This is a genomic window from Microbispora amethystogenes, from assembly GCF_016863015.1.
GTDB lineage: Bacteria > Actinomycetota > Actinomycetes > Streptosporangiales > Streptosporangiaceae > Microbispora > Microbispora amethystogenes.
In genome coordinates, this window is record NZ_BOOB01000003.1 from 356,073 (window position 1) to 373,069 (window position 16,997).

Sequence of the window (16,997 nt, forward strand, 5' to 3'; positions counted from 1 at the left end):
GGGTGGCCCGGGCGCGCGTCACAGGCGCTGGGAGAGCCGGTCCGCCAGCGCTCCGGGGTCGTCGACCGTCACCGTCAGCCCCGGGTGGCGCAGCAGCCCGGACGGCTCACCGCCCCGGACCGGCTCATGGAACCGTACGCACAGGCCCCTGCGGGTGTTCGTGCCGAAGGTGAGTCCCCGGTCGGCGAGCGACACGTGGACCCCGATCGCCCGGAACGGCGAGTAGGGGCCGGTCGTCTCCACGCCGGCGACGTTGGCCAGCGGAGTCTCGACGACCCAGGGCCCGAAGCGCACGCGCAGGGTGCCCGGGCCCACGAGCACCCCGGCGGTCTCCGGGCGGACGCCCAGGACCGACAGCAGGGGAGCGAACCGGGGATCGAAGCCGAACGTGAAACGCCGCGGCGTGCCCGCGCCGGTGTCCTCGGTCATCGCGTCCCCTCCCGCGTCGTGCCAGAGCCGGCGGGCCGGACGCCTGCCCAGGTCCTCACCGCAGAGCCGACATACCCCCACGGTCAGCCTCAAACAGGACTCAGCTCGCCCGGCGATAGGGGTCTCAGCCCTCCTTCCGCCTGGGCCGGAGTGGGATTTGACACGTTCCAATGAACTATTTCACTGAGGCTCGTAACTTTCCATGCAATCAGCGAAAGTTAGTGTGCATTGTTGACAAAGCTGTGAGACGCGGCTCACACTTCCGAGAGTCGTCGCGTTAACCGTAGATCACCACCTCACCGGGTCGGCGCTCGTGGGGTCGGCGTCCGAAGCGCCATGCACTTCTGTCCCGACATAGGAGTGACATGTCCTCACGCACACGATCCGGACTGCGGTCGCGATCGGCCCTCGCCTCCGCTGTGCTCGCGGTGCCGGCCCTGGTGCTCGGTTCCACGGGCCCGGCCTCGGCGGCGGAGTCCGGAGCGGCGCCCGTCCTCGACAATGCCACGTTGTCACCGGTCGCCGAGCCGAACTACAACGGCGCGACGAACACCGCCTACACCCCGTCGACGACGACCGGCACCGGTGGCTGGTTCACCAACGACGAGGTGACGCTGAACCTGTCGGCGACCGACGACGACGTCGTCGCGTCGTTCGTCGTGACGGTGGGCACGGACGCCGCCGTCACGGTGCCGGCCGTGCGGAACGGCAACCGCGGCACGGCGACCTACGTCGTCAGGGGCGACCGCAACAGCACCGTCCGCTACGTCGCGGTCGACGCCGCCGGCAACGCCTCGGCCGCCAAGACGATCAGCGTGCGGATCGACACCAAGCCGCCGGTCGCGGCGTGGCCGGGCGTCGCCGGCGGCAAGGTGGCGCACAGCGCGGCGGCCTCCTCCATCACCCCGACGCGCACCGACCCCACCCCCGGGTCGGGCGGCGCCGCGGTGCGGGACATGTGGATCGACGGCAAGTGGACCTACCCGCTGCCGCTCGACCCGGCCACCCTGTCCGTCGGCGCGCACACCTGGGCGGTCGCTCTCGGAGACGCCGCGAGCAACGGCGCGAAGTACACCCTGACCTTCCAGATCACCACCTCGGTCGGCGACCTCCGGGCCCTGGTCCAGCGGTATGTCACCGCCCGGAAGGTCTCGGCGTCGAACGGCGACCGCCTGCTCGCGCTGCTCGCCCAGGCCGACGCCGGCGGCGACGCCGCGGTGTCCGCCCTGACGAGCTTCGGCGCGCTGGCCGCCCAGGTCGTGCCCGAGGGCTACATGCGCGACTCCCTCGTGAAGGACGCCGCCTACCTGGTGGAGGAGCTGCGCGGCGTCCCGCACCCCGACGTCGCCACCGGCGTCACCGTGAGCGCGGCGCCGGGCATGGACCGCGCCCCCTTCCGGCTCCCGAGCGCGTCCGTGATCAACAAGAAGCCGAAGTTCCGGGTCCTCCTCTTCGGCAACCAGCCGGGCGCCTTCCGGCACGAGCACATCCCGCTCACCATGGCCGTGATCCAGGACCTGGGCCGGACCAACAACTTCGACGTCGACGTGTACGACTACCTCGCCCCCGACGTGTCGGTGCCGAACCCGTTCGAGAGCATCGAGCGCCTGTCGAAGTACGACGTGGTCATCGGTGTCTCCAGCGTCGGCAACGGCGTGTTCTCCACCGCCCGGCCCACCCAGGCCGACCCGAACGTCAAGGTCGACGAGCAGGCCGTGCTCAAGCAGTTCGTCAACCAGGGCGGCGGCTTCGTCGCCCTGCACGGCGCCACCGACTCCATGCACGGGTGGGACTGGTACAAGGGCCTGACCGGCGGCGAGTTCGACAACCACGGCTCCAACGGCAGCGGCCTGCAGAACACCTGCGGCGCCTGCAACATCGGCGAACTGGTCACCGAGGATGACACCAACCCCGCCACCGGCCAGTTCCCCCAGCGGATGAAGCTCGTCGACGAGCTCTACAACTGGGTCGGCCTGCCGCGCCAGAAGACGCACGTCCTGCAGACCCTCAACGAGTCGACCTACGTCGGCAGCATCGGCGCCGGCGCGGGCCGGGTCGAGGGCGCCGACCACCCGATCTCCTGGTGCCAGAACTACGACGGCGGACGCTCCTTCACCCAGGCGCTCCTCCACAACTGGCAGAACACCCTCGACCCGCTGTTCCAGAAGAACATGCTCGAGGGCATCAAGTGGGCCGCCGGCCGCACCGAGGCGAACTGCGTCAGCCACGACGAGGTGCGCAAGCTCGTCGCCGCCGGCACCGCCGACGGTTCCATCGACGCCGGCACGGCCGCCGACCTGAACCAGGCGCTCACCGCGTCGTACAACGCCTACCTGGTGAAGGACTACGCGGACGCGCTCACGCAGGCGACCACCCTCCGGCGTCTGATCGACTCCAGCCAGGGCGGGCGCGCGCACAGCGTGCTCCGGGACCGGGCCCACGAGCTCGTCACCTGGATGAGGAACCTCGACGGCAAGAGCGTCCACCTGGGCTTCGTGTCCCAGCCCAAGACGACGGCCGTGGGCGCCGGCGAGGTCGCGGTCTTCTCCGCGCCGGCCGAGGGCCAGAACGTCGCCTACCAGTGGCAGGTGAAGACGCCGGGCTCGGCCGACTGGGCCGACATGACCGGCGAGACGTCCTTCGCCATCGCCGTCACGGCGGCGCCGGAGGTCGCCGACTCCGAGTACCGGGTCCGCATCACCGACCCGACCGGCGAGGTCGTCTCCCGCTCGGCCTCCCTCAAGGTCAGCGGGCGCTGACCCACCCCTCCCGGTGGCCCGGGCGCGCGCCGCGCCCGGGCCACCGGCGCCTTTCCCGACCAGACCAGGAGTGATCCATGCGCCAGGCCCTCGCCCGGGTCGCACTCGCCGTGACGTCGCTCGCGTTCTGCGCCGGGTGCGGCGGCGCCCCCTCCGCGGCCTCCTCCGCCGCCGTGCCCGCGGCCGGTACGGCGGAGTCTCCGGTCACGTGCGACCTGCGGCCGCGGACGGCCCCCGGCGAGACGACCTCCTGGACGCATCCGGCCAAGTCCTTCTACGACCCCTCCGACAAGGACATCCCCACCAGGACGAGCCTCGATCACCTGCTCGTCAAGGACGACGCCCTGGTGATCGAGTATTCGGCCCGGCTCCCCGAGGCGTCGCTGAAGGCGCTGCGTGAGTGGACCTACCTGCAGACCGCGACCGTTGCCCTGCCGGGACCGGACACCCCGGCGGTGCGGGCCGTGATCGCCTCGACCGAACTGGTCTGCGACGGCGTGGACACGGTGCGGCTGTCGGACCTGGCCCGCGACCGGGCCTTCGGCCAGGTCGCCGATCACGGCGAGGCGGGATGACCGGCGCGGCCGGAATGGGTCCCGTGTCCCGCATTGGCACGCGAATTCGCGTTCCCGCCGAGTGACAAGCCACACGCGCCTGGTGAGAAACTTATCGGGTGGATACATCGGTCCCAGGCCGCCCCGAAACGAAACTGCAGGCCAGAATACTCACGCGATTACGTGATGCCGGTCCTCGATCCCGCATTGAGCTGGTGGACCACTTCGAAGTGTCACGTACGACGATGGGGGCGGAACTCGGCCGGTTGACGGCCCTGGGCCTTATTGCCGAAATCGGCCCGGCCGCATCCCGCGGAGGGCGGCGTTCGACCGTCATCGATATCGCGGGCGACATCAGATTCGTCGCGATCGCCGTCGACACGGGTGCGGTGTCCGTCGCAATCACGGACGGCAGGCTGCGGATCGTCGCGTTCGAACGCACAGAATGCGACGTGCGCCAGGGTCCCGAACCGGTGCTCGAACTCGCGGCCGAACGCGCTCGCGGGCTGCTCGCGAAGGCGGGAGTGGAGCAACCCCTCGGAGTCGGGGTCGGCGTTCCCTGCCCGGTCGACTTCCGCCGCGGAATCACCGTGGCGACGCCGGTCATGCCGGGATGGGACGGATACCCCGTTCGCGATCTTCTCGCCCGGTGGTTCGAATGCCCGGTCGTGCTGGACAACGACGTCAACGTCATGGCCCTCGGCGAACAACACGCGGGTGCGGCGCGCACGGTCGAGAACTTCCTGTTCGTCAAAATCGGCGCCGGTGTCGGCTGCGGAATCGTGGCGAAAGGCGAGCTCTATCGCGGCATGGACGGCTGCGCGGGAGACATCGGACATATCCAGGTCGCCGACTCCGACGCGGTCTGCGCCTGCGGCAACAGCGGATGCCTGGAGGCGACCTTCGGCGGCGAGGCGCTGGCCCGCGACGCACTCGAAGCGGTCAGGTCGGGGCGTTCGCCCATGCTCGGGGAGCTTCTCGAACGCGACGGGACGCTGAGCGCCGCCGCGGTGGCCGAGGCCGTCGCCGCCGGAGACGCCACGTCCCTCCAGCTGGTACGCACCGGCGGCCGGCGCGTGGGCGAGGTGCTGTCGGGCCTGGTGTCGTTCTTCAACCCGAGCCTCATCGTGCTGGGCGGCGGGCTCGCGGTGCTGGGTCACGTCCTGCTCGCCGAGATCCGCAGCGTCATCTACCGGCGCTCGTTGCCCCTGGCGACCAAGAACCTGCCCATCGTGCTGAGCGATGTGGGCGAGCACGCCGCGGTCATCGGCGCGGCCAGGCTCGTGAGCGACGAGGCGTACGGCGTGCCCCGCTGAGCCGTGCGTGCCGGACGTGCGCCGGATGTGTGCCGGACACACGGAGCCCCGGCTCACCGGCCGGGGCTCGCGATCAACTGCCGCACGGCGGCCCGCGTAGTAAGTCCTCGAAGGTCTTGAACGCCAAGACGTCCTCCTGATGCGGTCAGTCGGTGCTGATCGCGTCGACGAGGTCGCCGACGGGTACGTCGGGCAGGGCGCGGGCCACGTCGGCCAGCGCGATGATGCCCACCAGCTTGTTGCCGTCGATGACGGGCAGGCGGCGGACCTTGTGCGAGGCCATCGTGTCGAGGATCTCGGCCGCGTCGTCGTCGGCGCCGATCGTGACGGCCTCGCCCTGGGCGAGCTCACCGGCCTGGCACGACCTGGGGTCCTTGCCCCGGGCGAGCACCTTCACGACGATGTCGCGGTCGGTCAGCACGCCCTTGAGCCGTTCGTCGGCGCCGCAGATCGGCAGCGAGCCCACGTCGAGGCGGGCCATCTTCTCCGCGGCGTCGTAGACGGTCTCGTCGGCGCGCACGAACTCCGCCCAGGGGGTCATGATGTCGCGAGCGGTCGTCATGCCTTCTCCTCTCCTCGATGTGCCTGCCGCGGCCGGGGCTCCCGCTGGCCGGGGGATCCACGCCGTCTACCCCCGACCGCTCCATGTACACGGCCGCTTTCGAAATCACATGTGACGGAGATTGGTTTCGACGACGAGGGCTACGCCGGCGGCTTCAGCAAGGCCGACATCGAGGAACTGCTGGAGTCGCTCGACAGCGACTACCTCGGCTGGTCCGGCGCCATGGCACCCGTGATCATGGGCAACCCGGACCGCCCCGAGCTGTGGGGCCGAGCTGACCAACAGCTTCTGCCGGACCGACCCGGAGATCGCCATACGGTTCGCGACGGTGACGTTCATGTCCGACAACCGTGCCGACCTGGCCCCTCGGCGACGCGGTCCTCTTCTACACCGACGGCGTCGTCGAGGGACGCAGGGACAAGGAGATGTACGGCGAGGAGCGGCTGCGGCGCCTGCTCGGCGCCTCCCGCGCCATGGGGGCGGCGGGGATCGCCGAGGCGATCGTGAACGAGGCGGTCGCCTTCCCGTCCGGGCTGCCCCGCGACGACATCGCCGTCGTCGTGCTCAAGATCCCCGGCGGTGCCCCCTCGCCCTCGACCCCACGCGGCCGCCCGGATGCCCTGAGCGGACGCGCGGGTCCCTGTGCTTCACTGTGGATCATGCGAGGGACACCGGTCCGGCACGCGCGGGCGGCGGCGGCCCGCTGGGTCGCCGCCGAGGCCGCCCCCGCCGCGAACTTCGCCGGGGCCTTCCTGACGGGCTCGGCGGCCTGGGCCGATCCCGGTGCGGTGCTGCCGCCCACCTCGGACGTCGACGTGGCGGTGGTCGTCACCGACCCTGTCGCGCCCCCCAAGCTCGGGAAGATCCCGTTCGAGGGCGTGCTCGTGGAGGTCGCGTACCTGTCCTGGAACCAGATCGCCTCGGCGCGGGACGTACTGGCCTCCTGCCACCTGGCGGGCGCCTTCCGCTCCGACGACCCCGCGACCCTGATCGCCGACCCGACCGGGCGGCTGGCCCGCCTGCGGGCCGCCGTTTCGGCGGGCTTCGCCGAACGGCGGTGGGTCCGCCTGCGGTGCGAGGACGCCGAGCGCAGGATCACCGGCGGCCTCGCGTCGCTCGACCCGGGCGCGCCGTTCCACGACCAGGTCACGGCCTGGCTGTTCCCCGCCGGGATCACGACGCACGTGCTCCTCGCCGCCGGTCTGCGCAACCCCACCGTACGGCTGCGCTACCCGGCCGTCCGCGACCTGCTCCAGGCGTACGGCCGGACGGACGTCTACGAGGAACTGCTGGGCCTGCTCGGCTGCGCGCACCTGACCCGCGAGCGGATCGGCGCCCACCTCGTCTCGATGACGAGCGCGTTCGACGCGGCGGCGGCCGTGGCCCGCACGCCGTTCCCCTTCTCCTCCGACATCACCGAGGCGGCCCGGCCGGTGGCCGTGGACGGCAGCCGCGACCTCCTCGTGCGCGGCCTGCACCGCGAGGCCGTCTTCTGGATCGCCGCGACGTACGCCCGGTGCCTGAAGATCCTCGCGGCGGACGCGCCGGGGGAGACCGGCCACGTGGCGGGGTTCGCGGACCTGGCGGCCGATCTGGGCGCCGGTTCGCCGGACGCGCTGCGGCGCCGGGCCCGCGAGCTGACGGCGTACCTTCCCCGCCTGCGCGCCGTCGCGGCGGAGATCATCGCGGCGAACCCGGCGATCCGCTGACCGGTCAGCCCGGCGTGGGCGGTGCGCCCGTGGGCAGCGGGGTCGGCGAGCGGGTGGGCGAGGGTGCGGGCGACGGCTCCGGCACTCCGGGCCAGGGGGAGTAGGTCGCCCTCCACTCGCCCGGCGGGAGGATCGGCACGTTCACCCGCGTCTCGCCCGCGTTCTGGAAGCGGAACGTCATGGGGATCGCGGTGCCGGCGGTCAGCGGGCGGGTGAGGCCGGCGAGCAGCACCTGGGGGAACGCCGTGCCGCCGACGTACTTCCCGCCGGGCACCTCCAGGCCGCCGGCCGGCAGGCGGGCCTCCCGGAAGACGCCGCCGGTGTCCACCGACACGAGCCGGTCGGAGCGCCCGCTCTCGTTCAGCAGCGTCAGGTACATCGGCATGTCGGCGCCGGGCGCGGCCGGTGTCTGCGGGCCGATGACGAACGCGTTGCGGAGCAGCACACCGGGCAGGTTCGCGTTCGCCCCCTCGTTCTGCGGGATCGTCTGGGTGTACCAGTCCTGCTTGATGTCGGAGCAGGCGGCGGTCAGGGCCGCGGCCCCGACGAGAAGAGCTGCCAGGAACTTACGCATGTCGACCTCGGCTCGCTCGCGGAGCGTCTTTCGCCCTCGGTACCCGAAATCGCGCCCCCTACCTCCCGAAACACCCCACTCTCCGGCAGGGCGCTCAGAAGCGGTAGGCGTCCCGGCGGTGCCTGATCGCCTGGACGGTCACCGTGCGCTGGTCCTCGTCGATGCGGTAGACCACGCGGTACGTCCCGCGCCGGGCGACGTGCAGGCCCTCGTATGGCTCCTGCAAGGGCTTGCCCACTCGCCACGGCTCTCGGGCTATGGCACCGGTGATGAGTTCCCACGCCGCGGCGGCCACTTCCTCCGGAAGACCCGCGGCGAGAGCCCGACGGGCCGGTGGAGTGAGCAGGACGTTGTATCGGTCGCTCACGCGCTCGCCCGGCCGAGGCGGGCCGCGAGGACGGCGGCCATCTCTTCCTCGGTCGTCACATCGCCTCGCGCCTCAGCGGCCTTCGCCTCGACCAGGTCAGCGCGAATCTGGGGGTCGGCGAGGATCTCCAGGGTCTCCTGCAAAGACTCCCATTCGGCCACGGACACGATCATCGCGTGCGGTCTGCCGTTCCTGGTGAGGGTGAAGTGGTCGTGTTCCCGGGCCGCCCGATCGGCCAGTTCGGTCAGCCGGTCCTTCGCTTCACTGATCGGGATTATCTCCATAGGGCGATGCTAGCGCTTGGCCGAAATCCTGGCCAGAATAAGGGCCAAACCTCCAATGCGGAGACCGGTGACCCGGTGTCCCCCGCCGGGGGTGGAGCGGCGGCGGGGGAGGGCGGTCAGTAGCCGAGGGTGCCCAGGTCGGGCTGCTGCCAGCCGCCCTGCGGCACGTCGCCGCGGTACGGCCCGCCGACCACCGGCGGCACGAAGGTCTCCTTGACCGTGCGGACGTTGACCCACCGGATCAGGTTGAAGATCGAGCCCGCCTTGTCGTTGGTGCCCGAGGCCCTGGCCCCGCCGAAGGGCTGCTGCCCGACGACCGCCCCGGTGGGCTTGTCGTTGACGTAGAAGTTGCCCGCCGCGAAGCGCAGCCGCTCCGTGGCGGCCTCGACGGCGTAGCGGTCCTCGGCCATGATCGACCCCGTCAGCGCGTACGGGCTCACGCTCTCCATCTGGTCGAGCACGGCGTCGTACGCGGCGTCGTCGTAGACGTGGACCGCGAGGATCGGGCCGAAGTACTCCTTCACGAAGACCTCGTCGGCCGGGTCGGCGCACTCCAGCACCGCCGGCCGCACGAAGTAGCCGGTCGAGTCGTCGTACGAGCCGGTCAGGACCTCGATCGAGTCCGTCGAGCGGGCCCGGTCGATCGCCTCCCGATGCTTGGCGAACGCCCGCGCGTCGATCACCGCGCCCATGAACGTGGACAGGTCGCCCGACACGTCGCCGACGGTGAGCGACTCGGCGGCCGAGACGAAGTCGTCGCGCATGCGCGCCCACAGCGAGCGCGGCACGTACGCCCGGGAAGCCGCCGAGCACTTCTGGCCCTGGTACTCGAACGCCCCCCGCAGCAGCGCGGTCGCCAGCGCGCCGGGCTCCGCGGAGGGGTGGGCGAGGACGAAGTCCTTGCCGCCCGTCTCGCCGACGAGCCGGGGGTAGCCGCGGTAGCCCCCGATGTTCTCCCCGACCGTGCGCCACAGGTGCTGGAAGGTGGCCGTCGAGCCGGTGAAGTGGATCCCGGCCAGCTCCGGATGCGGCAGCGCGACCTCGGACACGGCCGCGCCGTTGCCCGTGACCATGTTGATCACGCCGGGCGGCAGCCCGGCCACCTCCAGCAGCCGCATCGTGAAGTGCGCCGAGAACTGCTGCGTCGGCGACGGCTTCCACATCACCACGTTGCCCATCAGCGCCGCCGCGGCCGGCAGGTTGGCCGCGATGGAGGTGAAGTTGAACGGCGTGATCGCCAGGACGAAGCCCTCCAGCGGGCGGTACTCCATCCGGTTCCACACGCCCGGCGACGACTGCGGCTGCTCGGCGAGCAGCCGGCGGGCGTAGGAGACGTTGAACCGGAAGAAGTCGATCAGCTCGCAGGCGGCGTCGATCTCGGCCTGCTGCGCCGACTTCGACTGGCCGAGGATGGTCGCCGCGTTCAGCGTGGCCCGCCAGGGGCCGCTCAGCAGTTCGGCGGCCCGCAGGAAGACCGCGGCCCGCTCCTCGAACGGCAGGGCACGCCAGCGCGGCGCGGCCTCCAGCGCCGCGTCCACCGCCGCCCGGACGTCGGCCGCGGTCGCGTCGGCCGTACGGCCCAGCACGGCGGCGTGGTTGTGCGGCTGCACGACGTCGATAGGGGCGCCGCCGGCCATGCGCCGCTCGCCGCCGATCGTCATCGTGAGGTCGAGGGACGACCCGGCCAGCTCCTTTATCCGGGTCTCCAGGGCGGCGCGCTCGGCGCTGCCGGGCCCGTATCCGTGCACCGGCTCGTTCGCCGGCACCGGGACGTCGGTGATCGAATCCATCATCCACCCCTCAGAGCGCGAAGGAAGAAGGCGACGTTGGCCGGGCGCTCGGCGAGGCGGCGCATGAAGTAGCCGTACCAGTCGTCGCCGTAGGGGACGTAGACGCGCACCCGCGACCCGGCCGCGGCGAGCGCCGCCTGCCGGTCGGCCCGGATGCCGTAGAGCATCTGGAACTCGTAGTCGTCCGGGCCGCGCCCGGCGCTCACCGCGAGCGACTCGGCGATCGCCATCAGCCGGTCGTCGTGCGTGGCCACCATGGGATAACCGCTGCCCGCCATGAGCACCCGCAGGCACCGCACGTACGCGCGGTCCACGTCGGCCCTGCGCTGGTGGGCCACGGAGGCGGGCTCGGCGTAGGCGCCCTTCACCAGGCGCACCCGCGACCCGGCGAGGTCGCGGCAGTCGGCCTCGCTGCGGAACAGGTAGGCCTGGATCGCGACGCCCGTCTCCGGGAAGTCCTCCCGCAGCGCGCGCAGCGCGCCGAGCGTCGCGTCGACGGTGGTGTGGTCCTCCATGTCCAGGGTGACGGTGGAGCCGCACTCCCGCGCCGTGGCGCAGATCTGCCGCGCGTTCTCCAGGGCCAGGCCCGGATCGAGGGCCTGCCCGACGGCCGACAGCTTGACCGACGCCTCGGCCCGGTCGCCGAGGCCGAGCGGCCGCAGCGCCTCCAGCAACGAGACGTACGCCTTGGCGGCGGCGACGGCGGCCCCGGAGTCGCGGACCTCCTCGCCCAGATGGTCGATGGTGACGGAGAGCCCCGAGCCGGTCAGGCGGCGTGCCGCCTCGACGGCGTCCGCGGCTGACTCTCCCGCCACGAAGCGGTCGACGACCTTGCGCGTGAGCGGGAAGCCCGACACGGCCCGGCGGGCGAGCGGGCTGCGCGAGCCCGCGAGAAGCAGGGAACCGAGCATGGTCACAGGCTAAATCCGCACGTCACCAAAGTTCCACGGACATCCGCCACAGCATTTTTGGACAAATGCACAACAATGTCAGTATGCAAGACATCGTCGATGAGATCTCGCGGCTGCTCGGCGCGTCGGTGACGCTCGAGGACCGATCGTTCAACCTCCTGGCGTACGGCGCGCAGAGCGGGGACATCGACAGCGTCCGGCAGGAGTCGATCCTGCGCAGGCGCGCGTCCGACGAGGTGCGGGCCCACTTCGAGGCGTACGGCATCGCCACCGCGACCGGGCCGGTGCGGATCCCCGGGCTGCCCGGTGTGCTCGGCCGGGTGTGCGTGCCGCTGCGGCACGACGGGGTGACGTACGGATACCTGTGGGCGCTGGAGTCGGGAGATCTCACCGACGAGCGACTGGCCGCCGCCGGGCCCCTGGTCGGCCGGGTGGCCGCGCTGCTGGCCACGCAGGCCCGGGGCCGGTACGCCCCGCTGCGCCAGTTCTTCTCCGCCGACCCGGCGGCCCGCGCCGCCGCCGGGGTGGTGGCCGACGGACCGGTGACGGCCGTCGCGGTCCGGACTCCGGCGCAGGAGGGGGCCCTGCCGCCCACCCTGCCGCGGACGCTGCCCCGCGGCGTGCTCGCCGACCCCGACGTCACCGAGCCCGGACCAGGTGCGCCCGGATCAGGCTGGCTGGGATCGGGTGTGCCGGAGATGGGCGGGGTGGGAACGGGCGAACCCGGGCCGGCCGCGCCAGGCTCAGGCGTGTCAGGGTCGTCTGGGCCGGAGACGGGTGATGCGGGGCCGGCTGCGCCAGGGCTGGGCGTGCAGGGGGTGGGCGGCGGGATCCTCGCGATCCTCGCGCCGGCCGCGCAGGCGGCCCGGGTCGCGGGGCTGCTGCACGGCCTGTACGGTCTCGCCGCCGGGATCGGAGGCCCCCGAGACGACCCCCGCGACGCGTGGGAGAGCTGGCGCGAGGCGCTGCTGGCCCTCCGGGTGGCCGAACACGCCGAGCGGCACGCCCCGGTCGCCGACTGGGCCACGCTCGGCGTCTACCGGCTGCTGGTCCGGCTGTCCCCGCGCGACCTCGCCGGTCTCGCCGCAGAGTCGGCCGCGCTCACGCCCCGGATCGCGGCGAGCGTCGAGGCGTACCTCGACCACGCGGGCCACGCCGGCGAGACGGCGGCGGCGCTCGGCGTGCACCGGCAGACGCTGTACTACCGGCTCGACAAGGCGGGCCACCTCACCGGGCTCGACCTGGCCGACGGGGAGGACCGTCTGCTGCTCCACCTGTCGCTGAAGGCGGCGGCCCTCCTCGGCGGCGCCTGACCCGCCCGCACCACGCGGGCGGGGCGGTGGTCAGCGCCGGGTGGTCAGCGCTGTGCGGTCCGGTAGACGCGCAGCCAGTCGACGAACAGGGTCCCGTCACAGGTCGTCGAGCCCTCGCAGACGTTGCGCAGCGACAGACCCATGCGCTGGGCGGGGACGCGTCCGGTGTAGTCCCAGACGCGGGCGCCGTCCAGCCAGACGCTCACCCGGTCGGGCAGCCAGTCGACGGCGACCGTGTGCCAGCGCGTGAAGTCGGCCCGCAGCGCGCCGTGGGTGCGGTCTCCGCTTTCCGTACTGACGAAGGCGTTCGCCGTCTGCCGGTCCGGGTCGCCGATCGCGGCCAGGCCGATCTCCGCGCCGCCGCCGCTTCCCGGCCGCAACGACACCACGGGGGTGCCCGAGCCCTTGGAGGCACCCAGGCGGACCTCCCAGCGGCCGTACTGCTGGGTGAGTTTGCCGGTCAGACCGGTCCCGCCGGTGAGGCGCAGCGTCCCGCCGCCGATGCCGCCCGCTCCGCGCGAGCCGGTCGCCGTCCAACTGGACGGGTCGAGCTGGTCGCCGAAGTCCTCGGTGAGGACCGGGCCGCTCCAGCCGGCCGCCGTGCCGTTCCCGGCGCTCCGGCTCCCGTTGCTCCCCGCCGGCCGATCGGTGATCACGGGGTTGCCGGGGACGTCCTGCGGCTGGACGATGTCCACCTGCCGGGGGCCGGTTCTGGCCGGCGCGGAGAGGCGCATCGGCGGATCGGTCTCCTCCCCGGTCTCGCCCGAGGTCTCGTCCGTGCTCTTGTTCGCGGACTTGCCGGTGCTCTTTCCGGTGCCGGTGCCGGTGCCGCTGTTCCGGGCGCCCGGCGCGGCCGAGGGCGGGGGCGTCGCCCGCTGGACGAGCGACGGGCGCGGCGCCGGCCCGGACGAGGGGGCGGGACCGGGCTCGGGGGCGCCGATGCCGACCGGCTCGTCCGTGATCTTCTCGGCGGCCGTCTCCGCGGTCTCGTCGCCGATTTCGTGTACGGAGCGTCCGTCGGCCTCCGCCGACACGGCGGAGGTTCTGGAGGTTCCCTTGGAGGTCCTGTCGCCCGTGGACGCCTGGCCATCGGATTCGGCGTCGCCGGGGACGGAGGTCCGGGTCGCGCCCGCTCCGGCAGCGTTGGGCGCGGAGCCGGGAAGGTCGGGGGAGGAGGCGGGGGGCCGCACCGCGGACTCACCGCCCGCGTTGAACACCTTCGTGGAGTCCCCGCTCGAACATGCGGTGGCGGCGACGATGAGCATCGCCGCCGCCACGGCTGAACCAGGTCCATGAAGTGACATGAGCCGAGTTAACCACAGGAATTGACATTTATAACGAGGTGGAACTGGTAATGCCGCTTGTCGCTCAGGCGCACGTCTTCTCGTATACGCGGAGCAGTTCCATGCTGATGCGCTCGACCGAATAGCGGGAACGGGCGCGGTCGGCCGCCGCGTACCCGATGGCCGTGCGCAGCGTGGCGTCGCCGAGCAGGCGGCGGATGCGGTGGGCGATCTCCAGCGGGCGGTCGGGCCGGGTCAGGAACCCGGTCACGCCGTCCACCACCGAGTCGAGGTGGGCTCCGGACGCCGAGGCGATGACGGGGATGCCGCACGCCATGGCCTCCAGGGCCGCCGTGCCCGTGGGGACGGTCGGCGGCAGCGACAGCACCAGGTCGGCGCTCCGCATGAGCTTGGGCATCGCCGTGTGCGGGACCATGCCGAGCATCTGCACGCGGTCGGCCACGCCGTGCTCGCCCGCGACGGCCCGCAGCCGCTCGATGCTCGGGTCGTCGCCGCCGGCGATCACCAGTTCGGCCTCGGGGACGGCCCGCAGCGCGTGCACCGCGTACTCCGCTCCCACGTGACCCACATGCAGCAGGCGGGGCCGCTCGCCCCGGGGGAAGGCCGGGCCCTGGCGGCGGAAGCGCTCGACGTCGATGCCGTGGGGGACCACCGAGATGTTGCGTCGGGGCACGCCCATCCGGATCAGCTCGGACTCCTCGTCGGCGCACGCGGCGATGACGGCCCTGGCCCGGCGGCCGATCGCGCACTCCAGCCGGCGCACCGGCGCGGGGGTCCGGCTCTCGTCGTAGTGGCTGTGGAAGGTCTGGGTGACCGGCACGTCCAGGCCCTCAGAGCCCGCGATCGCGGCCAGGCCGCTCGACCACGAGTACGCGTGGATGATGTCCGGCCGGTGTTCCCTCCACCGCTGGGCCAGCCCGGCGCTGAAGTCGGGGATGTAGGGGAGGAGGTCGCTCTCCGACAACTCCACGTCGGGTCCGGCGGGCACGTGCTCGACGCCGTCGCCCTTCGTCTTCGACCGCGTGTAGACGGTCACCCGGTGGCCCCTGGCCAGCTCACGCGCGATGGCGGGCGTGTCGGGCGTAAGTTCGTGGGCGGAGACGATCGCGATATCCATGGCACACCTCAAGACAGGAAGGCGCTTGAAAAGGTGTGCCTGCGTCCTAGGCACGATCGATGTAGATGATGTTTACCTTACTCCGATTCGCGCTAAACACCTAATCGGGAAAAATCATGCGATCCACCGCGGCGCGGGGGCGTCCCCGACTCAGCGGGATCGGCGCAGCGTGAGCACGGTGATCTCGTCGACGGCGTGCGTGCCGCAGAAGCCCCGGTGGTCCTCCTCGATGGCCTTGACGACCGTGCTCGGCGGCTGGCCTGTGCAGCGGGCGAGGACCTCGGTGAGCCGATCCTCGCCGTAGTTGTCCCCGGCGGGGCTCTGCGAGCCCACCAGGCCGTCGCTGTAGAGCACCAGTGTCTCGCCGGCCGACAGCGTGAGGTCCTCGGTCGCGGGCACCGAGCCCTCCTCGAAGCCCAGCGGCACCCCGCCGCCCTCGGAGAAGCGGACGCCGCCGCCCTGCTGGACCAGCGCGGCCGGGTGGTGGCCCGCGGAGGCCAGCCGTACCTTCCGGCCCCGCACGAAGCCCGCCGCGGCCATCACGAACATGCCCGTGTTCTGCGCGACGAGCGCGTCGCTGACCTTCCGCAGCGCCTCTCCGGGGTCGTCCTCCCACACGCTCAGCACGCGCAGCCCGTTGCGGACCATCGCGGTCACGGCCGCCGCCTCCTCACCGCGCCCGGCCGAGCTCCCGACGACGAAGCCCCAGCCGCTCTTGACCGGGAACACGTCGTAGAACTCGCCGCCGATAGCCCGCATGCCGGAGCCGGGGTGGTAGACCGCCGCGATCTCGAAGCCGGGGATGTCGGGCAGCGTCCGGGGGAGCACCCCGGTCTGCAACGTGTCGGCGGCCTGCGAGCGGCGCTGGAAGCCCCGCTGCGCCCGCATCGCCAGGCCGAGGTGCAGACCGGCCTCCTCCATCAGGCCGAGGTCGGCGAGACCGAACGGAGGCCGCTCGCGCAGGCGCACCAGCGTGAGCACCCCGCGCACCTCCTCCTCGGTCCTGATCGGCACGCTGAGCAGGGAGCCCGCCCGCATCGCCTGCAGAACGCCGGCGCCGAGCAGCGAGTCGTCGCTCAGCATCTCGTGGACGACGCCGCTCTGCGTGGTCAGCACCTGCCCGACGACCGGCGCCGCGGCGGGCGGAGCCTCCTCGACCGTCCGCTGCAGCCGGCCGACCGGCTGGTCGCTCGGCCCGATGACGACCGACCTGACCGGCTCGCCGTCCCTGGAGACGTCCGCGATCACCCAGTCGGCCGTCTCCGCGGCCAGCAGCCGCGCCGCGCGCAGCAGGGCGACCGGCTCGCGCAGGCTCTCCTCGTCGAGCAGCAGCCGGGTGAGCCGCGACAGCAGTTCGTGCCGCCGCGCCGCCGCGAGAAGGTCCGTGTCGTCGGGGACGTCCGCCTCCGCCGCCGGCTCCGGAAGCTGGACCTCCACCGGCAGCACGACCCCGGCGAGCATCTCCTGCGGCTCGCCCGGCATCCGCAGGCGGCTCAGCACCAGCCGTACGTTGTGGGCGCGGCCCTGGTGCGCCAGACGGGTCGGGAACGAGACGCTGTCCTCGCCGTGCAGCACGGCGGCGAGGCGCTGGCGGAACGCCGCGCGGGCGGCCACGTCGACGAGGAGCGGGAAGGCGCGGCCGATGAGGTAGCCGGCCGGGCTGCCGAGCAGGCGGGTGGTCTCGTTGTTGATGCGGCGCACGGTGCCGCCCGTGTCCATAATGATCACGGGGATCGGCAGCGCGCGGAACACCTGGCGCAGCAGCTTCTGCTCGCGCTGACTGCCGCCGTCCCTGCGCCTGCGGCTGCGCGTCACCTCGGCCACGGCCTTGCGCAGCAGTTCCTCGGCGGTGTCCAGCTCGCGTAGCATCGCGACCGGGTCGGGATCGTCCCGCAGCGTGGCGATGCGGTCGGCGAGCCCGCTCAGCGCGCGCTCGAGCTCGGCGGTGTCGGGCAAGCTGCCCCCCTCTCTCGACGTAGACGCTACGCCAAACAACGGGTCTAATCGA

Annotated in this window: 16 protein-coding genes; 5 read left to right on the plus strand and 11 right to left on the minus strand. The window is 72.4% G+C overall.

The annotated features are described in order from the left end of the window. Positions 1 to 18: 18 nt before the first annotated feature. Entirely contained in the window at positions 19 to 429 is a 411-nt protein-coding gene (locus Mam01_RS02780) for a hypothetical protein (RefSeq protein ID WP_204283870.1), read from the minus strand. 365 nt (positions 430 to 794) lie between these two features. Here Mam01_RS02780 and Mam01_RS02785 point away from each other — a divergent pair, with 365 nt between their 5' ends. From Mam01_RS02785 to Mam01_RS02795, 3 genes are all read left to right on the plus strand, one after another. After that, positions 795 to 3,188, plus strand: a complete 2,394-nt coding sequence (locus tag Mam01_RS02785; RefSeq protein ID WP_204283873.1) for a ThuA domain-containing protein — start codon at positions 795 to 797, stop codon at positions 3,186 to 3,188. Between the two features lie 77 nt (positions 3,189 to 3,265). Then, positions 3,266 to 3,763 (plus strand): hypothetical protein, encoded by a 498-nt coding sequence (locus Mam01_RS02790; RefSeq protein WP_204283875.1) that lies wholly within the window; start codon positions 3,266 to 3,268, stop codon positions 3,761 to 3,763. A 368-nt stretch (positions 3,764 to 4,131) separates the two neighbouring features. Then, positions 4,132 to 5,058 (plus strand): ROK family protein, encoded by a 927-nt coding sequence (locus tag Mam01_RS02795; protein WP_239100976.1) that lies wholly within the window; start codon positions 4,132 to 4,134, stop codon positions 5,056 to 5,058. Between the two features lie 145 nt (positions 5,059 to 5,203). On the opposite strand, the gene Mam01_RS02800 is transcribed toward Mam01_RS02795, so the two are convergent. Together Mam01_RS02800 and Mam01_RS02805 are read right to left on the minus strand one after the other, a co-directional pair. Next, positions 5,204 to 5,620: a CBS domain-containing protein gene (locus Mam01_RS02800; RefSeq protein WP_150933242.1), complete on the minus strand. Its 417-nt coding sequence runs from the start codon at positions 5,618 to 5,620 to the stop codon at positions 5,204 to 5,206. A gap of 105 nt (positions 5,621 to 5,725) precedes the next feature. Beyond that, entirely contained in the window at positions 5,726 to 5,959 is a 234-nt protein-coding gene (locus tag Mam01_RS02805) for a hypothetical protein (RefSeq protein WP_204283878.1), read from the minus strand. A gap of 11 nt (positions 5,960 to 5,970) precedes the next feature. Between Mam01_RS02805 and Mam01_RS02810 the strand changes: the two genes are divergently transcribed. Then, positions 5,971 to 7,329, plus strand: coding sequence for a SpoIIE family protein phosphatase (locus tag Mam01_RS02810; RefSeq protein WP_204283880.1), 1,359 nt, complete (start codon positions 5,971 to 5,973; stop codon positions 7,327 to 7,329). A gap of 4 nt (positions 7,330 to 7,333) precedes the next feature. Here the strand turns inward: Mam01_RS02810 and Mam01_RS02815 are convergent, their stop codons facing one another. The 5 genes from Mam01_RS02815 to Mam01_RS02835 form a co-directional block, all read right to left on the minus strand. Next, positions 7,334 to 7,903 (minus strand): copper chaperone PCu(A)C domain-containing protein, encoded by a 570-nt coding sequence (locus Mam01_RS02815; protein WP_204283882.1) that lies wholly within the window; start codon positions 7,901 to 7,903, stop codon positions 7,334 to 7,336. Between the two features lie 94 nt (positions 7,904 to 7,997). Continuing rightward, complete coding sequence (locus tag Mam01_RS36290; RefSeq protein WP_239100977.1) at positions 7,998 to 8,141, minus strand: type II toxin-antitoxin system RelE family toxin; 144 nt, start codon at positions 8,139 to 8,141, stop codon at positions 7,998 to 8,000. Positions 8,142 to 8,266: 125 nt separating this feature from the next. Next, positions 8,267 to 8,554, minus strand: a complete 288-nt coding sequence (locus Mam01_RS02825) for a type II toxin-antitoxin system Phd/YefM family antitoxin (RefSeq protein WP_204283886.1) — start codon at positions 8,552 to 8,554, stop codon at positions 8,267 to 8,269. Positions 8,555 to 8,670: 116 nt separating this feature from the next. Continuing rightward, a complete protein-coding gene (gene pruA / locus Mam01_RS02830) occupies positions 8,671 to 10,344 on the minus strand; it encodes an L-glutamate gamma-semialdehyde dehydrogenase (RefSeq protein ID WP_204283887.1) in 1,674 nt (557 codons plus the stop codon). Further along, positions 10,344 to 11,255, minus strand: a complete 912-nt coding sequence (locus Mam01_RS02835; protein ID WP_204283889.1) for a proline dehydrogenase family protein — start codon at positions 11,253 to 11,255, stop codon at positions 10,344 to 10,346. The genes pruA and Mam01_RS02835 overlap by 1 nt, the downstream gene beginning before the upstream one ends. A gap of 83 nt (positions 11,256 to 11,338) precedes the next feature. On the opposite strand from Mam01_RS02835, the gene Mam01_RS36295 reads away from it, so the two are divergent. After that, complete coding sequence (locus Mam01_RS36295; protein ID WP_239100978.1) at positions 11,339 to 12,568, plus strand: PucR family transcriptional regulator; 1,230 nt, start codon at positions 11,339 to 11,341, stop codon at positions 12,566 to 12,568. A gap of 44 nt (positions 12,569 to 12,612) precedes the next feature. Here Mam01_RS36295 and Mam01_RS02845 read toward each other — a convergent pair whose 3' ends face one another. The 3 genes from Mam01_RS02845 to Mam01_RS02855 form a co-directional block, all read right to left on the minus strand. Next, positions 12,613 to 13,872, minus strand: a complete 1,260-nt coding sequence (locus Mam01_RS02845) for a family 16 glycosylhydrolase (protein ID WP_204283892.1) — start codon at positions 13,870 to 13,872, stop codon at positions 12,613 to 12,615. A 64-nt stretch (positions 13,873 to 13,936) separates the two neighbouring features. Then, a complete protein-coding gene (locus Mam01_RS02850; RefSeq protein WP_204283893.1) occupies positions 13,937 to 14,989 on the minus strand; it encodes a glycosyltransferase in 1,053 nt (350 codons plus the stop codon). Positions 14,990 to 15,139: 150 nt separating this feature from the next. Next, entirely contained in the window at positions 15,140 to 16,945 is a 1,806-nt protein-coding gene (locus Mam01_RS02855) for a SpoIIE family protein phosphatase (protein WP_239100979.1), read from the minus strand. Between the last annotated feature and the right edge of the window lie 52 nt (positions 16,946 to 16,997).

Excerpts from the sequence above, each read along its gene's own strand:
- Mam01_RS02780 (WP_204283870.1), bottom strand. The coding sequence starts at position 429 with ATGACCGAGGACACCGGCGCGGGCACGCCGCGGCGTTTCACGTTCGGC.
- Mam01_RS02785 (WP_204283873.1), top strand. The coding sequence starts at position 795 with ATGTCCTCACGCACACGATCCGGACTGCGGTCGCGATCGGCCCTCGCC.
- Mam01_RS02790 (WP_204283875.1), top strand. The coding sequence starts at position 3,266 with ATGCGCCAGGCCCTCGCCCGGGTCGCACTCGCCGTGACGTCGCTCGCG.
- Mam01_RS02800 (WP_150933242.1), bottom strand. The coding sequence starts at position 5,620 with ATGACGACCGCTCGCGACATCATGACCCCCTGGGCGGAGTTCGTGCGC.
- Mam01_RS02805 (WP_204283878.1), bottom strand. The coding sequence starts at position 5,959 with ATGAACGTCACCGTCGCGAACCGTATGGCGATCTCCGGGTCGGTCCGG.
- Mam01_RS02815 (WP_204283882.1), bottom strand. The coding sequence starts at position 7,903 with ATGCGTAAGTTCCTGGCAGCTCTTCTCGTCGGGGCCGCGGCCCTGACC.
- Mam01_RS02825 (WP_204283886.1), bottom strand. The coding sequence starts at position 8,554 with ATGGAGATAATCCCGATCAGTGAAGCGAAGGACCGGCTGACCGAACTG.
- pruA (WP_204283887.1), bottom strand. The coding sequence starts at position 10,344 with ATGGATTCGATCACCGACGTCCCGGTGCCGGCGAACGAGCCGGTGCAC.
- Mam01_RS02835 (WP_204283889.1), bottom strand. The coding sequence starts at position 11,255 with ATGCTCGGTTCCCTGCTTCTCGCGGGCTCGCGCAGCCCGCTCGCCCGC.
- Mam01_RS36295 (WP_239100978.1), top strand. The coding sequence starts at position 11,339 with ATGCAAGACATCGTCGATGAGATCTCGCGGCTGCTCGGCGCGTCGGTG.
- Mam01_RS02845 (WP_204283892.1), bottom strand. The coding sequence starts at position 13,872 with ATGTCACTTCATGGACCTGGTTCAGCCGTGGCGGCGGCGATGCTCATC.
- Mam01_RS02850 (WP_204283893.1), bottom strand. The coding sequence starts at position 14,989 with ATGGATATCGCGATCGTCTCCGCCCACGAACTTACGCCCGACACGCCC.